This is a genomic window from Lachnoclostridium phytofermentans ISDg, assembly GCF_000018685.1.
Lineage (GTDB): Bacteria > Bacillota > Clostridia > Lachnospirales > Lachnospiraceae > Lachnoclostridium > Lachnoclostridium phytofermentans.
Genome location: NC_010001.1, coordinates 2,100,344 through 2,118,818, shown reverse-complemented (window position 1 = coordinate 2,118,818; position 18,475 = coordinate 2,100,344). Strand labels below are relative to the sequence as shown.

Annotated in this window: 11 protein-coding genes; 1 reads left to right on the top strand and 10 read right to left on the bottom strand. The window is 36.1% G+C overall.

Annotated elements, in window-relative coordinates:
* Positions 1 to 62: 62 nt before the first annotated feature.
* From CPHY_RS08920 to CPHY_RS08890, 7 genes are all read right to left on the bottom strand, one after another.
* Entirely contained in the window at positions 63 to 3,194 is a 3,132-nt protein-coding gene (locus tag CPHY_RS08920) for an alpha-mannosidase (RefSeq protein ID WP_012199746.1), read from the bottom strand.
* A gap of 170 nt (positions 3,195 to 3,364) precedes the next feature.
* Positions 3,365 to 4,648, bottom strand: coding sequence for a glycoside hydrolase family 125 protein (locus CPHY_RS08915; protein WP_012199745.1), 1,284 nt, complete (start codon positions 4,646 to 4,648; stop codon positions 3,365 to 3,367).
* A 37-nt stretch (positions 4,649 to 4,685) separates the two neighbouring features.
* Positions 4,686 to 5,642, bottom strand: coding sequence for a glycoside hydrolase family 130 protein (locus tag CPHY_RS08910; RefSeq protein ID WP_012199744.1), 957 nt, complete (start codon positions 5,640 to 5,642; stop codon positions 4,686 to 4,688).
* A 300-nt stretch (positions 5,643 to 5,942) separates the two neighbouring features.
* Complete coding sequence (locus tag CPHY_RS08905; protein ID WP_012199743.1) at positions 5,943 to 7,448, bottom strand: ABC transporter substrate-binding protein; 1,506 nt, start codon at positions 7,446 to 7,448, stop codon at positions 5,943 to 5,945.
* A gap of 58 nt (positions 7,449 to 7,506) precedes the next feature.
* Positions 7,507 to 8,439: a carbohydrate ABC transporter permease gene (locus CPHY_RS08900; protein ID WP_012199742.1), complete on the bottom strand. Its 933-nt coding sequence runs from the start codon at positions 8,437 to 8,439 to the stop codon at positions 7,507 to 7,509.
* An 11-nt stretch (positions 8,440 to 8,450) separates the two neighbouring features.
* Positions 8,451 to 9,401: an ABC transporter permease gene (locus tag CPHY_RS08895; RefSeq protein WP_012199741.1), complete on the bottom strand. Its 951-nt coding sequence runs from the start codon at positions 9,399 to 9,401 to the stop codon at positions 8,451 to 8,453.
* A gap of 414 nt (positions 9,402 to 9,815) precedes the next feature.
* Positions 9,816 to 12,671 carry an endo-beta-N-acetylglucosaminidase gene (locus CPHY_RS08890; protein ID WP_012199740.1) on the bottom strand — a complete coding sequence of 952 codons (2,856 nt, stop codon included), beginning with the start codon at positions 12,669 to 12,671 and terminating at the stop codon, positions 9,816 to 9,818.
* Between the two features lie 247 nt (positions 12,672 to 12,918).
* Between CPHY_RS08890 and CPHY_RS08885 the strand changes: the two genes are divergently transcribed.
* Complete coding sequence (locus tag CPHY_RS08885) at positions 12,919 to 14,283, top strand: discoidin domain-containing protein (RefSeq protein WP_012199739.1); 1,365 nt, start codon at positions 12,919 to 12,921, stop codon at positions 14,281 to 14,283.
* 199 nt (positions 14,284 to 14,482) lie between these two features.
* On the opposite strand, the gene CPHY_RS20760 is transcribed toward CPHY_RS08885, so the two are convergent.
* The 3 genes from CPHY_RS20760 to CPHY_RS08870 form a co-directional block, all read right to left on the bottom strand.
* Positions 14,483 to 15,487: an alpha/beta hydrolase gene (locus CPHY_RS20760; RefSeq protein ID WP_012199738.1), complete on the bottom strand. Its 1,005-nt coding sequence runs from the start codon at positions 15,485 to 15,487 to the stop codon at positions 14,483 to 14,485.
* A gap of 49 nt (positions 15,488 to 15,536) precedes the next feature.
* The gene (locus CPHY_RS08875; protein ID WP_012199737.1) at positions 15,537 to 17,399 is read right to left on the bottom strand and encodes a glycosyl hydrolase family 28 protein; all 1,863 of its coding nucleotides are present in this window, start codon (positions 17,397 to 17,399) and stop codon (positions 15,537 to 15,539) included.
* A gap of 157 nt (positions 17,400 to 17,556) precedes the next feature.
* Positions 17,557 to 18,459, bottom strand: coding sequence for a carbohydrate ABC transporter permease (locus CPHY_RS08870; RefSeq protein WP_012199736.1), 903 nt, complete (start codon positions 18,457 to 18,459; stop codon positions 17,557 to 17,559).
* Between the last annotated feature and the right edge of the window lie 16 nt (positions 18,460 to 18,475).

Genomic DNA, 18,475 nt, shown 5'->3' with positions numbered 1-18,475 from the left:
GAGAGTAATACTCTCTTTTTGCGTAACTATACTTAATTCATATCAATGCGAATATTCCCAGGTTAAAATATTCCCTTAGCTAAAATCGTCTTAATTTCATATGGTTTTACTTCTAAAATGATATCCGAATCATAATGGGTATCATCCATCGGTCTTTCCCGTAAATCAGCCTCAACCCATTCTGTTACTTTAAAACCAGTCTGTAACTTAACTATATTCTTTGAGCCACTATAATCATGGAAGCGTACGACTAAGTACTCTTTATCCTCTGACTGTTTCATTGCATCAATCGTAATGTACTCATTATCGATGGAGACAAAGCTATAATTATTAGGAAGAACACATTCGCCAGCAATCGCTTCTAATTTTTGATTGAGTGCAAATGCTTCCTTCTCAGTTTCTCCTTTCACAAAATCACCTTTATGAGGTAACAAAGAGTAGGTGAAAGAATGCTCGCCTTGGTCTTGTAAATAATCCGGATGCATCGCTGTCTTAATCAAAGTTAATCGAAGTAAATTATCCTTTACATCATGACCATACTTACAATTATTCAGTAAGCTTACACCATAATTATATTCGGACAAATCTACCCATTTGTGAGCCACAGTCTCAAACTTAGCTTGGTCCCAACTAGTATTCCAATGATTTGGTCGTTTTACATTACCATATTGGATATCATAGGTTGCATAGGTAGATCTTATATCAACCGGGAAGGCTACCTTTAGTAATTGTCGTTTTTCATGATAATCCACATAGGTTTCAAAATCAATTCTTCTGCTATATGCATACAAGGTCATATCTTGTTTGATCACAGAATTCATATACTTCCATTGGAATGAGAATACAGCTCTAAGTGTTCCTATTTCCTTTATCTCAAAGTGTTCTAGGTCACTTACTTCTCTCATCTTTTCCTGATAGAAAATATCAATATCCCATGCATCATTATCCATAGGCTTATCTTCAAAAACTTGAAGAACATTTGCTCGTTCTCCAGGTGCAATTACCTGTCGTTTATTTTCTTTATCATAAATCGATGTAATCTGACCCTCTTTGTTTAACTGAATCAAGTAGAAAGGTGTCTCAATACAATGATTAGAATACTCAAAAGGTAGGACTTCTTCTTCCCTAGCAGCCTCTATAAATCTTACTTTCGCAAATCCCATCGGCGCTACATTTTGCAGATAAACAATCCAGCTATGAGGACCCAATTGAGCTTTTAAGTTTTCACCCTTTTCGTCTACAAAATTGCCCTTCCTGCCATCGTATGGTATTTCAACACAATCGTTTCTTAGCCAGCTTGAGTTGTTTCGTATTGTATAAGTATCCTTTGATTCACGAACAAGAAGTTGTAATGCTTCTTCTTTCACGTGATTTGCAATCGATTCTGCTTGCTTATAATCAACAACACAATCATCATATACTTCTTTAATCGAAGATCCAGGAATTATATCATGGAATTGGTTGGTTAATAGAATTTTCCAACCGTTTGTTAAATCCTCTTGTTTTGCTGTGTGTAAAGAACCTGATAGCATAGCTGCCATTACGGTCAGCCACTCCGTCTCACGATATAAGAATTCCATTTTCCGATTCATTTTCTTATTGTAAGCATGACTGGTAAAGGTACCACGATGATATTCCATATATAGCTCCCCATCCCAAGTATGAACATATTGGTCTGAGCTTTTAACTGTTTTCTTTAATGTATTAAAATAGTCTTTTGCAGTACTTGTTTCTATGTTTGGTAATCCCGGTATCTTATCAAGTCTTCTTCTTTGTTCCAGCATATCACGATTTACACCGCCACCACCATCTCCATATCCATAGGCGATTAAAATATCCTTATTGATATCCTTATCCTTATAAGCATCCCAAGAGCCTTTTACTGTCTTTGGTGTAAGCTTACCGTTATAAGTATAAAACCAGGATCCGGGTTCACTCCATGGGTCAGGCGTAGTAATAAAATGTGTCAGAACTTCACTTCCATCAATTCCGCGCCAATTAAACGTATCATGAGGCATACGATTATATTGATTCCAGCTTATTTTCGTTGTCATGAACATATCGATACCGGACTTTTTAAGAATTTGAGGTAGTGCCCAGGAATATCCGAATACATCCGGTAACCATAGATATTCCACATCCTTTCCGAACTCCTCTTTGATAAATTTACTGCCAAGAAGAATTTGTCTGGTTAAGGATTCTCCGCTTGTTAAGTTACAATCCGCCTCCACCCACATGGCTCCATCAACTTCCCATTGACCATCGGCAATTCGCTTCTTAATACCCTCGTATATTTCAGGATAGTCATTTTTGATGTATTCGTATAGTTGTGGCTGCGTTTGCAGGAATATGTAATCCGGATACTCTTCCATCAATCTTAAAACAGTAGAGAAGGAACGTGCACATTTTTCTCTTGTATGCTTTAGTCTCCATAACCATGCCACATCGATATGGGTATGGCCTATGCATTTGACATTGACAAGAGAGTTCTTATCCATACCATCAATCTTCTCATTAAGGTAATCATCCGCTTCGTGCACCGACTGGTAAAACTCTTCGCTATTTGGATAAGACCAGTCAATTAATTTAAAGGCATTATCTAAATGAATTTTTAATTCGCTGCGAATGGCATTATTCTCATCAAGATTTTTTAAAGTATCAAGTATCATCAAAGATAAATAATATAAATCGTCTGTTTTCTCATCTAAATATGCTAAGTCAGCACGATTTATTTTGTGCTCCTGTGCATGTGGTACTCCTCCGCCTTCAAGTCCTGACCACAAACGAAATGTGAAGTTTACGTTCTTACCAACCAAATCTTCCTTCAAAAAAACTTCTTTATGATTTACATCAACTCCCTGATAGGGTTGCTCATTTAGGTACAATAGGGATTCAAAACCAGAATTATTACCAGCTCCGGTATTTCCGAAATCAAAAATACCTACCACTCTTTTTTTATCCCAATCAGCAGGTACGGTAACTTCCTTATGTAGCCAAAGATAACAATCGCGGCCAGACCAGGTTTCACCAACATTCATTGTCTTAAAATCGCCAAAGGTTGTTGGTACCTCTGGTCTTACTAATTTCTCGACATCCTCTTTTACATATAACTCCTGAAAAGATATCACATCTCTATATCGATAATTGCTTAATTCATCAATTCTTCTTTCCAATTTTCGCTCTGTATAAAACATTGTGCCCTCCTATGAAAAATGTTTCATCAAAATGCTTACGAGCTGAGGTAAGGCTTGCTTATTTCAAACCTTGTTACCTACTCATAAACATTTATTTAATAAAATAGTAATTTTCTTTACCTTGTCTTTCAACTTAATAAATTCTAGATTTTATGAACAAATTCTAGATTTTAAATTCCTGCCTTTATACCACAAAAATCTAGTACCAATTCAGCAAAAAGTGAGTTCGCCCATGCAAACCATTCTCTGGTGTATATTACGGCATCATCCGCATAAATTCCTTCATGCATTAACAAATCTTCACCTAATGTATTCATGATTCGGTTTATACACTGAAGCTTATCTTCTACTTTCTCGCTCGTTAAACCTTCCATTGCAACCGCTATATGCCAGACATAGTTTGATAGAGTATGAGCACTTCCGATTCCTGATAACATCTTACCTTCAAAGTAATAAGGGTTTGAATGACTTAATATAAATCGCCTTGTATTATTAGCAACCTCTTCTTCCTTTCCCACATATCCGATATAAGGAATAGATAGTAAACTTGGTACATTCGCGTCATCCATTAAATTATATTGGCCATACCCATCTGTTTCATATGCATAGATGCGGCCAAATTCCTCTGTGTTCACAATACCGTAATTCTCAATTCCGTCCCCGATTTCTTTTCTTAACAGAAGAGCTTCTTTTGCTATGCTGTCATCTTTTAGAACCTCTGTTGCAATCTCTTCCACATAGTTTAATACAACGGTAGCGAACATGTTCGATGGAATTAAATAGCCATAGGTACAAGCATCATCACTTGGACGAAAGCCTGACCAAGTCAATCCGATATTTGGCTTTACTAACGCCCCTTTCCCTTCTCTCGATAACGTATCCTTAAAAAAGGTATTTTTTCGAATAAAATGGTACTGAGATTTCCCCTCATGATTTTGCTCCAGCTTCCATGTATGCATAATTACTTTAATGGCATTCTTAAAATTTTTATCGAAGTGAGTGGTATCACCTGTCGTTTTCCAATATAACCACGCTAACTGTATTGGAAAGCATAAAGAATCAATCTCATATTTTCGTTCCCATACCCAAGGTCCCATGCCGCATTCATCTTGTTCCCAGCAATGTCCATTGGCGCTTTCGTTAAAGGCATTTGCATAAGGATCTAGCCGTATGTATTTAAATTGCCTATGAATTAGCCCCTTTATCATCTGAGCTATCGCTAAATCTTTATTTGCTAATACTAGATACGGGCGGATTTGACAAGTGGAATCTCTAAGCCACATAGCAGGAATATCACCTGTAATTACATAGGAAGAACCATCGTCTAACCTTTTAACTGTAGTGGTGATTGTATTGAGAAAACATTTTTCAAATGCCATATATACTTTTTCCATACCCGTTAATTTCTGTTTTACCGTCTCAAATAATTCTTCTATCGCTTTTGAAGTTTCCATTTTTCCCTTCTCCCTATGAACTATTCTTGTTTAAACATTAAAGCTTGGAATTCTTTTTCATAAAATCAATTAGCTCATCCCTCATGGTAAAGCATACACCTGTAACAGTATCTGCACAGCCATAGTAAATTGCAATTCTGCCACTTTCTTCTTCATGTAAAGCTGCACATGGGAAAACAACATTTGGTACATCACCAACGCATTCATATAATGTTTGTGGTGATAATAAATATGGTTCTGTTCTATACTTTACTTTCCAAGGCTCATTAAGGTCTAGCATTGCTGCTCCAAAGCTATACACATACCCATTACAGGAGGTCAGTACACCATGATAAAACAGTAGCCAACCCTCTTTTGTTTCAATCGGTACAGGTCCGGCTCCAATTTTTGTGGATTGCCACCAACCTCTAGGTGCCATTACGTGACGATGTCTTCCCCAATGGATCAAATCCGGTGACTCACTATAAAAAATATCACCAAAAGCAGTATGTCCCGTATCACTCGGTCTGCTTAAGATCGCATATTTCCCATTGATTTTTCTTGGAAACAGAACACCATTCCTGTTATAAGGTAAAAATATATTTTCCATCTGGTGAAAGGTTTCAAAATCAAAGGTATATGCAATTCCAATGGTAGGACCATGATATCCATTACACCAAGTAACATAATATCTATCTTCAATGAAACATACTCTTGGATCATACCCATATTCAAATGGTTCGCTATCCTCTACTTCAGATTGAAACTCGATTGGTTCAGGATTTATATTCCACTTCACTCCATCTACACTAAATCCAGCATGGAGTAACATTTCTCTTCTTTTATCATCACACCTAAATACCCCTGCATAACCATCTTTAAAAGGTACCACCGCACTATTAAATATACTATTGCTTCTTTTGATTTCATTTCTATGTATAATCGGATTTTTTGAATATCTCCAAACAACATCCTCACAATCAACAGGTCTTGGTTCCCATGGTATATTTTTCATCTTCAATCTCCTTTTCAACCTCATATATGCACACAGTCAATGACAAAGCGGGTATTCCCCTTGCTACAGGCAAGTTTTTCCGCTTGCGCTACTTGCTTCTAATCTACATCTTTTATTTAATTGCAAAAATCACATAAATTCGCATTTATAAATTGTTTCCATCATTAATTGCAGTAAAAGTATCCTTGTACAAAATATCTCATACAAGGATACTTATCTTTTTATTAAGAATTATCACTACTTGATATTTGTTACCATATTTTTATTTGTTACCATATTTTTATTGTTACCGTTTTTTATTTATTTGCCTGCTCTCCAAGCATCAATCTGTGCCTGATATTCTGTACGAATGTCTTCTAACCCTGCTGATTTTAGTTCTTCATACATTTGCGGTACTGCAACTTTTGGATCTACTGTACCTGTATATAACTCATATTTGTATCTTGATAAAATCAGGTCACAAGCAGCCATTTGATTTTCCACCTTGGAACGATCAAATGCGAAGCCTAACAATACAGATGCTGTTGCATGTTCATTCCATTCTTGAACCTTTGTCCATTGATCCGGAGCATTTGGTGCAACTGTTTTTAATATAAAGTATGTTGCTTGTGAATAAGATGCAGGACTATAGCAATTATCCATACGAGTGATTGTTCCATCTCCATGATCGGTATAGTCTACCCCTTCAATACCATATGCCAGCATATTTCTCATCTTCGGATCCGTATTACATAATTCAAGATATTTCAAAGCTTCTGCTTTGTATGCTGAACTGGAAGAAATAGCATTTATTGATCCTAAAATACTATCCGTTGAGTATATCGGACCATAGAAAGGAGTACTTATCGTTGTCTTACCACGACTGATTGACCAAGATACATCTGCACCAGGGAAGCCTTGACCTGAACTTACAATATTCCAAGCTGGACCATTTTCCAAGGTTGCAGCATCAGGATTTACAATGCCTTCTTTATTCCATTTATGCATATAGTTTAAGATTTCCATAATATCTTCTTGCTCGAATACATTTACTACTTTGGCGTTCTGGTCATCAAAACGTACACCTAGTGCTGGCATCGGACGTTCATAGTTCATCAAAAATCCATTGATACCATCTCTTGCAACTGTAAATGCATAATTTGTACCTTCAATATTACCAGCTTTAATTTCTTTTTGAAGATTTTGTAATACAGGATCTAAGTCTACAACTGTTTTGATATTTTCGTAATCAATCCCGTACTTATCAACGATTTCTTTATCCCATACCCAGTATTGTGTCTGAGAAGAATCCTTGTAAGTAGGTACTCCATAGATTTTTCCGCTAATCTTAGCACCGGTCCAAACTTTTTCCGGAAGGAATGATTTAAGGTCTGGAGTCTCATTTAAAAGCTCTGAGATATCAGCGAAAGCGCCTAAGGAAACGCCCATATTATATTCACTGCCACCTACAAACATAATATCGAATTTTTCACCGGAGTTTAACATAGCTTTTACTTTATCTCCCCAGATACCCCAATCCAGGTATGTAAAGTCTATTCCAACACCAATTTTTTCAATGGAGTATTCATTTAATGCTTTTAATACATTGTCATAATTCTTTGGTTCACCGCCAATTTGAATCCAACGCAACATTACTGGGTCTTTTTTAGCAGGCGTGGTTGCTGTTGGTTTTTCTTTGCCAGAATCAGTTACTTTTGTGTCTTTTGTAGTTTCCGTGTTCTCTGGTTTTTTCCCGCATCCTGCTAAGCTTGTTAGCAATAGTAGCAAAACTAGCATCATACTAAAAGGTCTTAAAATTTTCTTCATTTTTCTCTCTCCTTCTTTTTTTTATATTAAACAACGATTTTGTTGTCTAATAATACAATTATTCTTTTACAGAACCTACCGTTAAACCTGTTACAAAGTACTTTTGGAAGAATGGATATGCACACGCAATTGGTATAACGATGACTACTGCCATAGCCATACGCATAGGTTCTTTTGGCATCTTCATTGCATATTCTGCAGCAGATACACTTAACCCATCTGCATTATTTGCAAGAAACTCAATGTTTCGTTCTACGCTCATTAATACAGCTTGCAGGGAATACAGCTTTTTATTATCTATGTACATAAGGGATAACCACCAATCATTCCAATAGCCAAAGGTTAATAATAAACCAATGGTTGCAAGTAGGGGTTTCGAAATTGGCAGTACCATCTGAAAATATATTCTAAATTGTGAAGCTCCATCGATCTCAGCAGATTCTAGGATGGACTGCGGAATCGTCGTCTTAAAAAATGTTTTACAGATTACAACATGAAAAGAAGATACCGCCATAGGCAAAATAAGAACCCAAATAGAATCCTTTAATCCCAGTACTGATGTATAAATATTATAAGTGGAAACTAAACCGCCTCCGAATACCATTGGGATAAATACCACCCAGGTAAAAAATCCTTTTAACTTAAAATTACTTCTTGATAAGGAATAAGCCATTGATGTTGTAAGTAAAAGTCCGATAATAACACCTGATATGGTTACAAAAATAGAAACCCCAAATGCTCTGCTAATCATATCAAAATTATTCCATAAATATTCATAGGCCTCCAAGGACCATTCAACTGGAATGAAGGAGTACCCCACTTGGGCTATACTTTTTGAACTCGAAAAAGATAGGATTACGATAAAAATTGTCGGCACAACACATAGAACAGCTAATAGGAAGAAAATCGCGCTGAATATAACGTTTGTAGCAGGTTTGATACAATTATATTTGATAGGAGTTTCTTCAAAATCTTTTTCTTTCTTTCTCATCTGTCTACCTCCTATATAATTGCACTATCATTATCTATTTTCTTAACGATCTTATTGGTAGTCAGAATCAATAAGCATCCGATAACTGATTGCAGGAACGCTGCTGCTGCTCCCATGTTCGGATTAGGTTGTTCCTTAATCATCTTGAAAATAAATACATCAATTGTTTCGGTAACTGTATATAAGGAATTCGAAGCCTTTGTCACTTGATAAAATAGACCAAAATCAGAACGAACAATGCCACCGGTCGCTAGAATAAACATCATGATAATCACGTATTTCATCATAGGTAGGGTGATGTATTTTGCCTGTTGTAATTTTGTTGCACCGTCGATCATTGCCGCTTCATATAGTGATCCATCAATACTTGTGATATTTGCTAAGTAAACTACCATTCCATATCCCATGCCCTTCCAAGTATTTAAAAAGATCAAAATACCTGGCCAATACTTTGGCTCACGATACCAACTAATCGGATTACGACCGAAATTCTTTAACATCTCATTCACTAACCCTTTGTCTGGACTTAAGAAAGCAAATACAAAATAAGTAACAACTACCCAAGACATAAAAAATGGAAGGAACATAAGGGTTTGACAAGTTTTTGCGAATTTTTTGCTATGTAATTGGCTCATAATAAGGGATAGCGTTACCGGAACTACAATTCCAAGTACAATGAATACCAGGTTATATAATAATGTTAGCTTTATAACCAATCCTCCTGAACCGCTGGAAAATAAGAATTTAAAATTCTTAAATCCTACTGTTTCGCTGGCTAGTAAGTTATAAAAGAAATTCTTCGACGAATCAATGATTCTAAAATTTTTAAAAGCCATGATAATACCAAACATCGGCATATAACAAAAGCATAAGTACCAAATTGCTGTCGGTAAAGCCAAAAGAGTTAATTGGGTATCATCTTTCCTCCATCGGCCTCGGTTTCTTTTTTTTTGTTTTTTCATACTCTACACCTTTTTCTTTTTTTGTCGTTTCTTACAAAGAAATGCATATCATTTTATTACATCCTCCATGCACATCTCATTTACACTATTAAGTATACTTCAGAAAATTGGACGTTTAAACTTGAATAATTTCATATATGCTGTACTTTTTATAGGTATATTTTAACAAACGAGTTATGTATTAATCTGTTTTTTTGGTAAATATATATAATAACTCTGCCTTCTGATCAAAAAAAATCAGAAACAATATTAGAACAGCAGAAGCGAACTAGTAACTTCACTTGTCATGAATAAATAAGCATGCTTTGTAAACTTTCTTAGCAGAACCTTGAATGCGGTCTGTGTCTTTTCTTTCATTATAAAAAACTGCCTTTATCTTAGCTAAACGCTGTAGATAAAGACAGTTTTAAAGGTTTATTTATCTAGCCCATGAACTTGAATTTCATAAATACGAACAGCGGTATCGGAACCTTGTGTTGGTTTCATCACTGTAACTTTTACATAACGTGCCTCTCTTGGCTTAAATGCGTCTAATGTTTCAGCCGAAGCATTGTTTTTAACTTCAATGGCAGGTTCAAAGCTCTTTCCATCTAGACTAGTTTCAATGGTATACCATGAAGTATTCATATCAGAGCTTTCGTTTCCTTTTTCTGCATGAGCCATGTAAACTTCACTAACCATTTTATTTTCACCAAGGTCAATGGTAATATCATGTGGTGCTGAACCTGTTGCACACCACTTTGTATTTGTTTTTCCATCGACTGCAAACCTAGGTGCTTCATTTTCATTTACATAACCGGAAGCACTTGTGGTCTTACCTTCTGAAACTACAGGAATATCACCGGAAGCATCACTACGAACTACAATCAAACCATCCACTTTATATTCGGCTGTTCCTTCCCCATTCTTAGCAACTAAGCTAACATTATAAACGCCTTCCTTAGAATATGTCACTTTTGGATTCTGTTCTGTTGAAGCAGCATGATCTGCTCCCTCAAAGGACCATTCATAACCTGTAGTGTTTTGAGAACATAAGCTTGTAAATTCTACTACTTCCCCAGGAGCAACTAAGGTTTTAGAAGCCTTCATATTTGCTTTCGGTAAACTAATATTCGGCCATTCCATTACTACCGTAGTACCTTGACTTCTTTGCTGCATATTATTTACTGCAATTACTTCAAAGGTTGACTTCTTCTCTCCTTCCTCCCTGACCAAAGCATTCATGTAATGTGCTTTTGCTGTAGTAGCTCCCTGAAAGGATTTACTTCCGTCGTCATTAATTTTATATACTTCATAATATCTAACATTAGAAGCGCCATCCCATGCTAGCTTAACCCCTGCAAATAGTCCATCATCATCAAATTGCTGATATGCAATCTTTAAATTACCAGGAGTCGTTGGAGCCACTGTGTTTTCTTCAAAAATAGTAAGATTACCCATATTGATGAGAATCATATCCGATTTAGAAGAGGTAAAGTTAAAGCCAATCTTTTTAACAGTCTTTCCTTTTACTTTAGATAGATCAAACACTATTTTTGCCCATTCAGTGTTTAGAGTATTATCCCCTTTGATATATTCTTTGGAACCATCTTCTAATTCTAATACTAACTCTGCATTTACTTTATAGTTTGCTTTCAGCATCGCATAGGCCTTCGTTTTATCGCCAATTGCCAGATCAGAGCTATATAATGTTAATTCAGACTTTTTATCAGTTTCCATTGCACCATATAAGCGTATTGAGTTTCCGCCATAATATGCATCTGCATAATCAATACCCGGTTTTAATTTATTACCTTCTTCCTGATTTAAAATCCAGCGGTAGGTTGGCATAACATCTGTAATACTTCTGTTATTCCAATCCTGTAAAGAGATTTTCTCACCATTTACAAAGAAGTTATATCCATTTCCTTTATTAAAATTTGTGATGAAAGGTAATTGATTTACAACTGTTTTTTCGATTGCATATGTAGAAATACCATGCCAGTCATATTGTGAAACCTCTGTCGGAATCGTTGGATTACCATGTTCATTAACCCACATACGATTTTCATATCTCTCGAAAGCATCTAAACTATCTGCTGCAAAATAGGTCCAGCTTGGACAATATAACCCTATGGATGTATGCGGTACATTATTCTTCTCGAATAAATCCCAGTTAATTCGGGTCATAACACCATTTGCCTGAACATCAATGCCTGCATAAAGATCATAAGGATTAATTCCTTTTTCTTTCGCTTTTTCATTGGATTTTACTAACAACTCCTGGTCTGCTAATTCACGTGCTGCCCACCAGAAATTTAAAAACATGCTGTCCGCACCTTTTTTCCCATTTCCATCAACCAGGAAAGCATCATTTTTATCAGTAAGAGCATTTTGATAATCAATTTCGCCCTCTTCAGTCATTGAATCATACCATATGAAGGAGAACTTACCTGCTGACTTTTCATTAAATTGCTGTACAAATGATAACATTTTATCAGCATGTTCTTTCGTTAATGGAGCTTCCTTCGTTCCGCCCATTTCTTGATTAATGAACCAGCCATCAAAGCCAAGTACCGTACATACTTCGATTAACTTATCCACTAATAAAAATTGACCATTCTCATCGGTCTTCAAGAAATCATCTAACCATACTATTTTACCGCCCCATGCTTCCGGTGCTAAGAATATGGTACCTAATACAGGAACACCATTGGTATGAGCTGCTTCCGTTACATCTGCCGTAGGTGGTACAATGAGGCCTTCTCCAGCAGAACCTCCCCAATATACTAATTGGTCTACATATTGCCAATAGGAGAATGTATTTGCATTGAAGCGATTCAATCCATGCGGAGAATTTCCGCTTGTCCTGGAATTCATGATGGACAATGCAGCAACTTTAAAATCTGCTATCTGAGTCTTATTACTTTTCACTAGCTTACTCTTATCTACTCTACTTTTCAGGGGAACATTCGATACATACAAATCTAAATCTTTGGCTTCCTTCGGATTCCATTCCAACAGCTCTGCCGGGAACCAATAAGGAGCATTTGGTATATTCATCATTTTCATATCGGATTCTGATTCCGGTGTTACCCTATAAACTATTTTCCCTGGTGCTTGATTTTCCTCCGGTGCCTGCTCTTTCTCCGGTACTTGTACTGCCTCTGTGACAACTGCTTCTGAGTTTGTGGCATTATCCTTTATGTCGGAAGAATTCTTGCTACAGCCGGTAACGAACATTGTAGCAATCAGGGCTACTGACACAAACTTATAATATTGTTTTTTCATAACTTCCTCCTTTAAAAATTTAAATGTACTGTTAGTTTACTTACTTATGCTTCAATGGGAAAGTGTAATAATTCCATAATCGTTGTATGGATTCTAGCTTGTAATTACTATTTTTTTACATTTTTTTAATTACTCCATTAAATATAAAATTTTTCACTTTGAATATTGAAAAGCTCGCTTCTATACTAAAAATAAGAAGAGTCGTAACTTCAGACTCTTCTAAAAAAGTATAAAGGAGGTATAACAAATGTTAAAAAGATGCGTCGTTAAAAAACACTTCGGATTACTTTTAGTATTATGTTTATTGTTCCAATGCTTTACAATCTTTAGTTCACCGAGCAAGGTGGAAGCAGCCTCTTCCGCTGTTTCTGCAATTTTTGGAGGAGGCCCTTTTGTTACAGGCGGTCAACCAGTAATGAATCAATTAAAAGCTTCTGGTTTTAACACAGTAATTATCTGGTCAGTACATCCTCATCCGAATGGAGACTTATACATCAACGATGAACTTGTATGTCAAAACGGTAATTACGTAGGAGACCCTGCATGGGCTACTGCATGGCAATCCTTAAAAACTGGTACCACCTCTGTCACTCGCGTTGAGATAAGCATTGGAGCTTGGGGATGCAGTGATTTTGAGAATATTCAGGCATTAATTAATGCAAATGGTACCGGTTCAAATACAATACTATATCGTAATTTTTTAGCTCTGAAAAATGCTACTGGCGCTGATGCGGTAAATTTCGATGATGAATCCTTATACAATGTAAATACAACGGTACAATTTGGACAAATGTGTGCTGCTATGGGCATGAAGGTAACATTATGTCCCTACACTTCCTCAAGCTTTTGGAGTAGTGTAAAATCCCAACTTGGTTCCATTGTTGATCGTGTGTACTTGCAATGCTACGATGGCGGAGCAGGTAATAGCCCTTCTTCCTGGAAATCCATCATGGGCACGAATGTGATTCCCGGACTCTGGTGCTTGCATAGCGGAAGTCAAGGAGACTCTGCTAGCTCGGTTAAATCAAAGCTTACCAATTGGAAGTCCTCCTCCGAAGGTGGATTTATCTGGCTATATGACGATTTAATGAAGTTATCAAGTCCAAATTCAACAGCCGACTATGCGAATGCAATTAATTCAGTATTTACCACTACACCTACGCCTACACCAACACCACCAACTTCAAATAATATTGCTCTCAATAAATCAGCAACAGCAAATCAGTATGTAACAAATGAAACACCGGACAAAGCAGTAGACGGTTCTATTGCAGGCTATGGCTATGGTAATAGTAAATGGTGCTCTGATAACTCTGATGCTGTTAAATGGTTAAAAATCGACTTAGGTCAAACCTATAACATATCAAGATGGGTTGTACAACATGCCGGTGTTGGGGGCGAGAGCACCTCTTATAATACCAAGGATTTTAAGTTACAAAAAAGCACGGATGGCATCAATTGGACTGATGTGGATACCGTAACAAATAACACTTCCAATATTACAGATCGTACTGTAATAACTTTTAGTGCCCGTTACGTTCGCTTATACATTACTGCCGGAACGCAAACTACTTCCAATATTGCTAGGATTTATGAGTTTGAATTATATTAAGTTTATCATCTATTTAATTCTGTTTTAATTTATTTCTAATCAAACAAAGTAAATCATTCCTAATGATAAATCGTGGTAAAAGGAGCAAATGAAAATAGACCCTATAAAATGAACTATTTTAGATATGGTTCTTTTATAGGGTCTATATATTCAATTTCATTTAATGCCTCAGGGCACAAAATAAAGCCATTTCGTCTATCTATATGTCTTTCTCTAAAGCTGGTTTAAAGGAATCTTTCCAAAAATCTATTGCGCGGTCAACCCATCCTTCCGCATCCGTACCTTTTCCCATCCCCCAGCCATGGGCATTACTTTGGAAGACTTCATATGCACAAGGAACATTTTCCTCCTTAAGCCTCTTAACAAGCATCTGGGTATTTTCGAGCGGAACTATATTATCCTGATTGCATTGCCATACAAAGGAAGGCGGATAACTTGAGGTTATATTCAATTCAATAGAATATTTATTTATCAGTTCCTGATTATGGACATTTTTTTCTCCCAAAAGATTTTTACGAGAGTCCCAATGTGTTTTATCGGTCATTGTTATTACCGGATATGCTAGAATCATTGTTCCTGGCTTTGGTAAGCCATAATGTTGATATCCAATATGCTCCAATCCAAAGGAAGCCGCCAGGTGTCCTCCTGCTGAAAACCCTGCCACTGCGTAATCTTTGGTATCTATATTAAATCTTTCGGTATTATTCAGTATGAACCTGACTGCTTGTGCTATATCATCCAGAGGATTAGGAGCCAGAGCATGTTTCCCTGTACGATACTTTAAAACAAATGCTGTATATCCAAGCTCATTGATTCTTTTTGCAATAGGAAACCCCTCAACCATAGAGGCAACCGACGCATAACCGCCTCCTGCACAGATTAGCACAAACTTACTCTTTTTCTTTACGGTGAATGCCATTAGCGAAGTGTTTTCTTTTGAACTATCCTGTCTAATGTCTGCCTCTGTCCAGATATCAAAAAAAACATTTTCCCACTTACTTTTCTTAGAAAGATAGCTCAGTCCTTCCGCCATGCTTTCCGCATTCCAGGTCCCCACCATTTTTGCGATTCCTTGCAGACTCATATCGGAAAACTGCATTCCATCAGAATCCTCTACAAAATTGATCTCCCTCTTATGCTCTTTCAATTCCGGTCTGGTTAATATATCGCTTAATTTTTCATTTTCCGTTATATTATTACTCATACTTGTTCACTCCTTTGACGCGGCCATTAAAATACTCCAATTTGTTGTATCACTCTATTGTTAACCCATTAACACAACCACTTACTGTAATGTGCCCATCATTCGTATCCTTCACTCTCACACCGTTTCTACAGTAGTTTTGTATCTTGACATTTTCAATATGAAATGCCTCATTAACTCCTTGGATTAATGCATTTTGCTCTCCTGATCCCCAATAATATATGTCTTTTAGTAGAACATTCTTTAAAATGCCATGCCCCTCATTTTCAAGGCGTTCATGAGTAGTTAATTTAAATACGGATGCTTTCTCTGGCATTTGAAAACTATCAATATTAATCGTGTCAAACACAACATCCTCCATAAGATTTCCCCCGTTTGGCCACAACTTAATTGCACCGGAATATTTAATAAAATCCCAGGCTGCTCTATGATCAATAATATCACATTGATATACTTTTATATTCTTTATAGGGGCATCTTTCACACTTCCTAGACCAAACAAAAACGCATGACCATCATCACTCCATAATACACAGTTTTTTACGGTAATATTCTGTGCTTTTCCATAATGATACAATACAATCAAATCATCACAAGTTCTTATAAAACAATTCTCTATTTCAACATTGGAACTACTGCTAAAATGTATACCGTCCGCATTTAACGCTGATGCTATGAGGTTTACATTTCTAACCTTAATGTTTTCACCATTATTTAACACGATTGACCACATAGGAGGATCTAATACAGTGATTCCTTCTACTTCTAAATTCTTTCCACTAATAAGCCATATAGCACCTGTACGATCTTCACTCCCTACCCTAAAAAAATGTTTAAGCTCTGTGCAATCCAAAATACCTCTGCCATATATTTTAATATGGTTGACTTCATCTGACGCAAATGCCCCCTTAACAACAGATCCATTTGCTAAATACACTTTATAATGATCCTGACACAAGAAAAAGCTTTCTGCTGCATGCCAATTACTGTATCCTGTTTCAGAGACTCCTTTTCCATTCAGTATACTAGGAGTGGCTGCTCTTGTCTCTGCCTGAACTGTTAAATCCTCATGACTATTCTCCTTATATACTCTAAATTGTTTTATCGCATTGGAGTATCTAAAACGCTCACCTATACTTCCCAGTAAACGTATTCTTACATATCTTACATTAATAGACGCAATTTTTTCTTCTATCATGCCAAGCGCCAAGTTATCTCTACCATCAAATAATATCTTATAATGTTCTTCCTCTGTTTCTTTGCCTTCCACTATGTATTTTTGTGGCATCTCACAACTTAATCCATCGGCGTATCCTAATAAAACAATAGGGCTTTGCTCTATTAAAAATCTGTCGATTGTATATACTCTCTTTAAATCATGTTCCATCCATAAGCCTCCAGGCAGAACATGTATTCCTTCTTCAAAATAATAGGTATCCTTCCCTTTTGGTAAATAAAAAGGAATTTCATCACCTGCCTTTATTATGTGAATATTTTCAGCATACTTAACTGGCTTTTCTTCCTCTATAGGATTTGACAAAATGTGCAAACAAGCGGTCTCCCAATTATCGTTTATTCTTACAACTAATTTTTTAGAATTCTCTCCATCCTGATGTAACTTGAATTTAATATTTCTTTCTTCCTGCTTCCCACTAATATGGTAAGAGGTTGGTCTTATCTCATAGGATGCTATATCACTGACATTATAATCTATACTAATTTCTATGGCTCCTTCAAAATCAAACTTGACCATGCCACTGTTTACATAAGGTGTTTGTTGGTGGCCTACCCTCACATTGTAAACAAATAATTCTTGCCACTGTTGATCGTTTTCACTTCTAACTTTTACAGAAAAATTTTTATTAGGTTCTATATCGATTGGCATATAAATATTGTCTATTCTATTTTTCATGTCAAAGACTTCTCCTTTTTCCTTTTCATTTTTAGAATACACACCTCACCATGTAAGCATCTCTGGTGTAGATTCTTTTATGCTACTGCAGTTTAATATCCGGTATTGCATTTGTGTTACATAGAAATGGATAAACTGTCCCTTTTACAGGCAAGCCTTAACCTTTTACAGAACCTAAAGTTATTCCTTTTGTAAAGTATTTTTGAAAAAATGGAAATACCAGCAACATCGGCCCTACTGCAACAATAGCCGTTGCCATTCTAAGGGTTAATGTCGGTATTGTCGAAATATCCATTCCGCTCATCATCATCTGCTGTAAAACTTGAGGATTTGATGTCATTGCATCAACACTGTTTAACATTCTTACTAATAGTAATTGCAATGGAACTAACTTATTCCCATCCATAAATAAAAGTGCATTATACCATTCATTCCAATAATTAAATGCCATGAACAATCCTATGGTAGCCAAAGCAGGTTTGGAGAGCGGCAAAATTATCTTGGTAAATGTTTTTATTTCACTAGCCCCGTCAATTTTTGACGATTCAATTATTTCCATTGGAATATCAGACATAAAACCTCTCATTAAAATAATATAATAAGCACTCACTAAGCCCGGAAGAATTAGTGCCCATAATGAATTTTGAACATGCAATACCTTTGTCATTGTCATATAATAAGAAACCATTCCTCCACTAAATAGCATGGTAAATACAACAAAGAAAGTTAATATTTTCTTGTATCTATAATCTTTTCTAGAAATAACATATCCAATCATAGCAGTCATTACGAGCCCTAGTGGCGCACCTATAACGACTACTAAGATAGTTACTAAATAGGAATTTACGATCACCTCCGGCGCACTAAATAATAATTTATATGCTGACAAATCTATATTCTTGGGAATTATTCTATATCCATATGTATAGATATCTTTTTCGCTACTGATAGAAATCCCTATTGTCAATACAAATGGAATAATAATTAATAAGCACGTTATAAGAAACGTTATATGAATGCATATGCTAACTAGTTTACTTTTTTTATTCTTTTTTTTCATGCTCTTATCTCCTAAC

Coding starts and splice junctions, on each gene's coding strand:
- CPHY_RS08920 (WP_012199746.1), bottom strand. CDS start 3,194: ATGTTTTATACAGAGCGAAAATTGGAAAGAAGAATTGATGAATTAAGC.
- CPHY_RS08915 (WP_012199745.1), bottom strand. CDS start 4,648: ATGGAAACTTCAAAAGCGATAGAAGAATTATTTGAGACGGTAAAACAG.
- CPHY_RS08910 (WP_012199744.1), bottom strand. CDS start 5,642: ATGAAAAATATACCATGGGAACCAAGACCTGTTGATTGTGAGGATGTT.
- CPHY_RS08905 (WP_012199743.1), bottom strand. CDS start 7,448: ATGAAGAAAATTTTAAGACCTTTTAGTATGATGCTAGTTTTGCTACTA.
- CPHY_RS08900 (WP_012199742.1), bottom strand. CDS start 8,439: ATGAGAAAGAAAGAAAAAGATTTTGAAGAAACTCCTATCAAATATAAT.
- CPHY_RS08895 (WP_012199741.1), bottom strand. CDS start 9,401: ATGAAAAAACAAAAAAAAAGAAACCGAGGCCGATGGAGGAAAGATGAT.
- CPHY_RS08890 (WP_012199740.1), bottom strand. CDS start 12,671: ATGAAAAAACAATATTATAAGTTTGTGTCAGTAGCCCTGATTGCTACA.
- CPHY_RS08885 (WP_012199739.1), top strand. CDS start 12,919: ATGTTAAAAAGATGCGTCGTTAAAAAACACTTCGGATTACTTTTAGTA.
- CPHY_RS20760 (WP_012199738.1), bottom strand. CDS start 15,487: ATGAGTAATAATATAACGGAAAATGAAAAATTAAGCGATATATTAACC.
- CPHY_RS08875 (WP_012199737.1), bottom strand. CDS start 17,399: ATGAAAAATAGAATAGACAATATTTATATGCCAATCGATATAGAACCT.
- CPHY_RS08870 (WP_012199736.1), bottom strand. CDS start 18,459: ATGAAAAAAAAGAATAAAAAAAGTAAACTAGTTAGCATATGCATTCAT.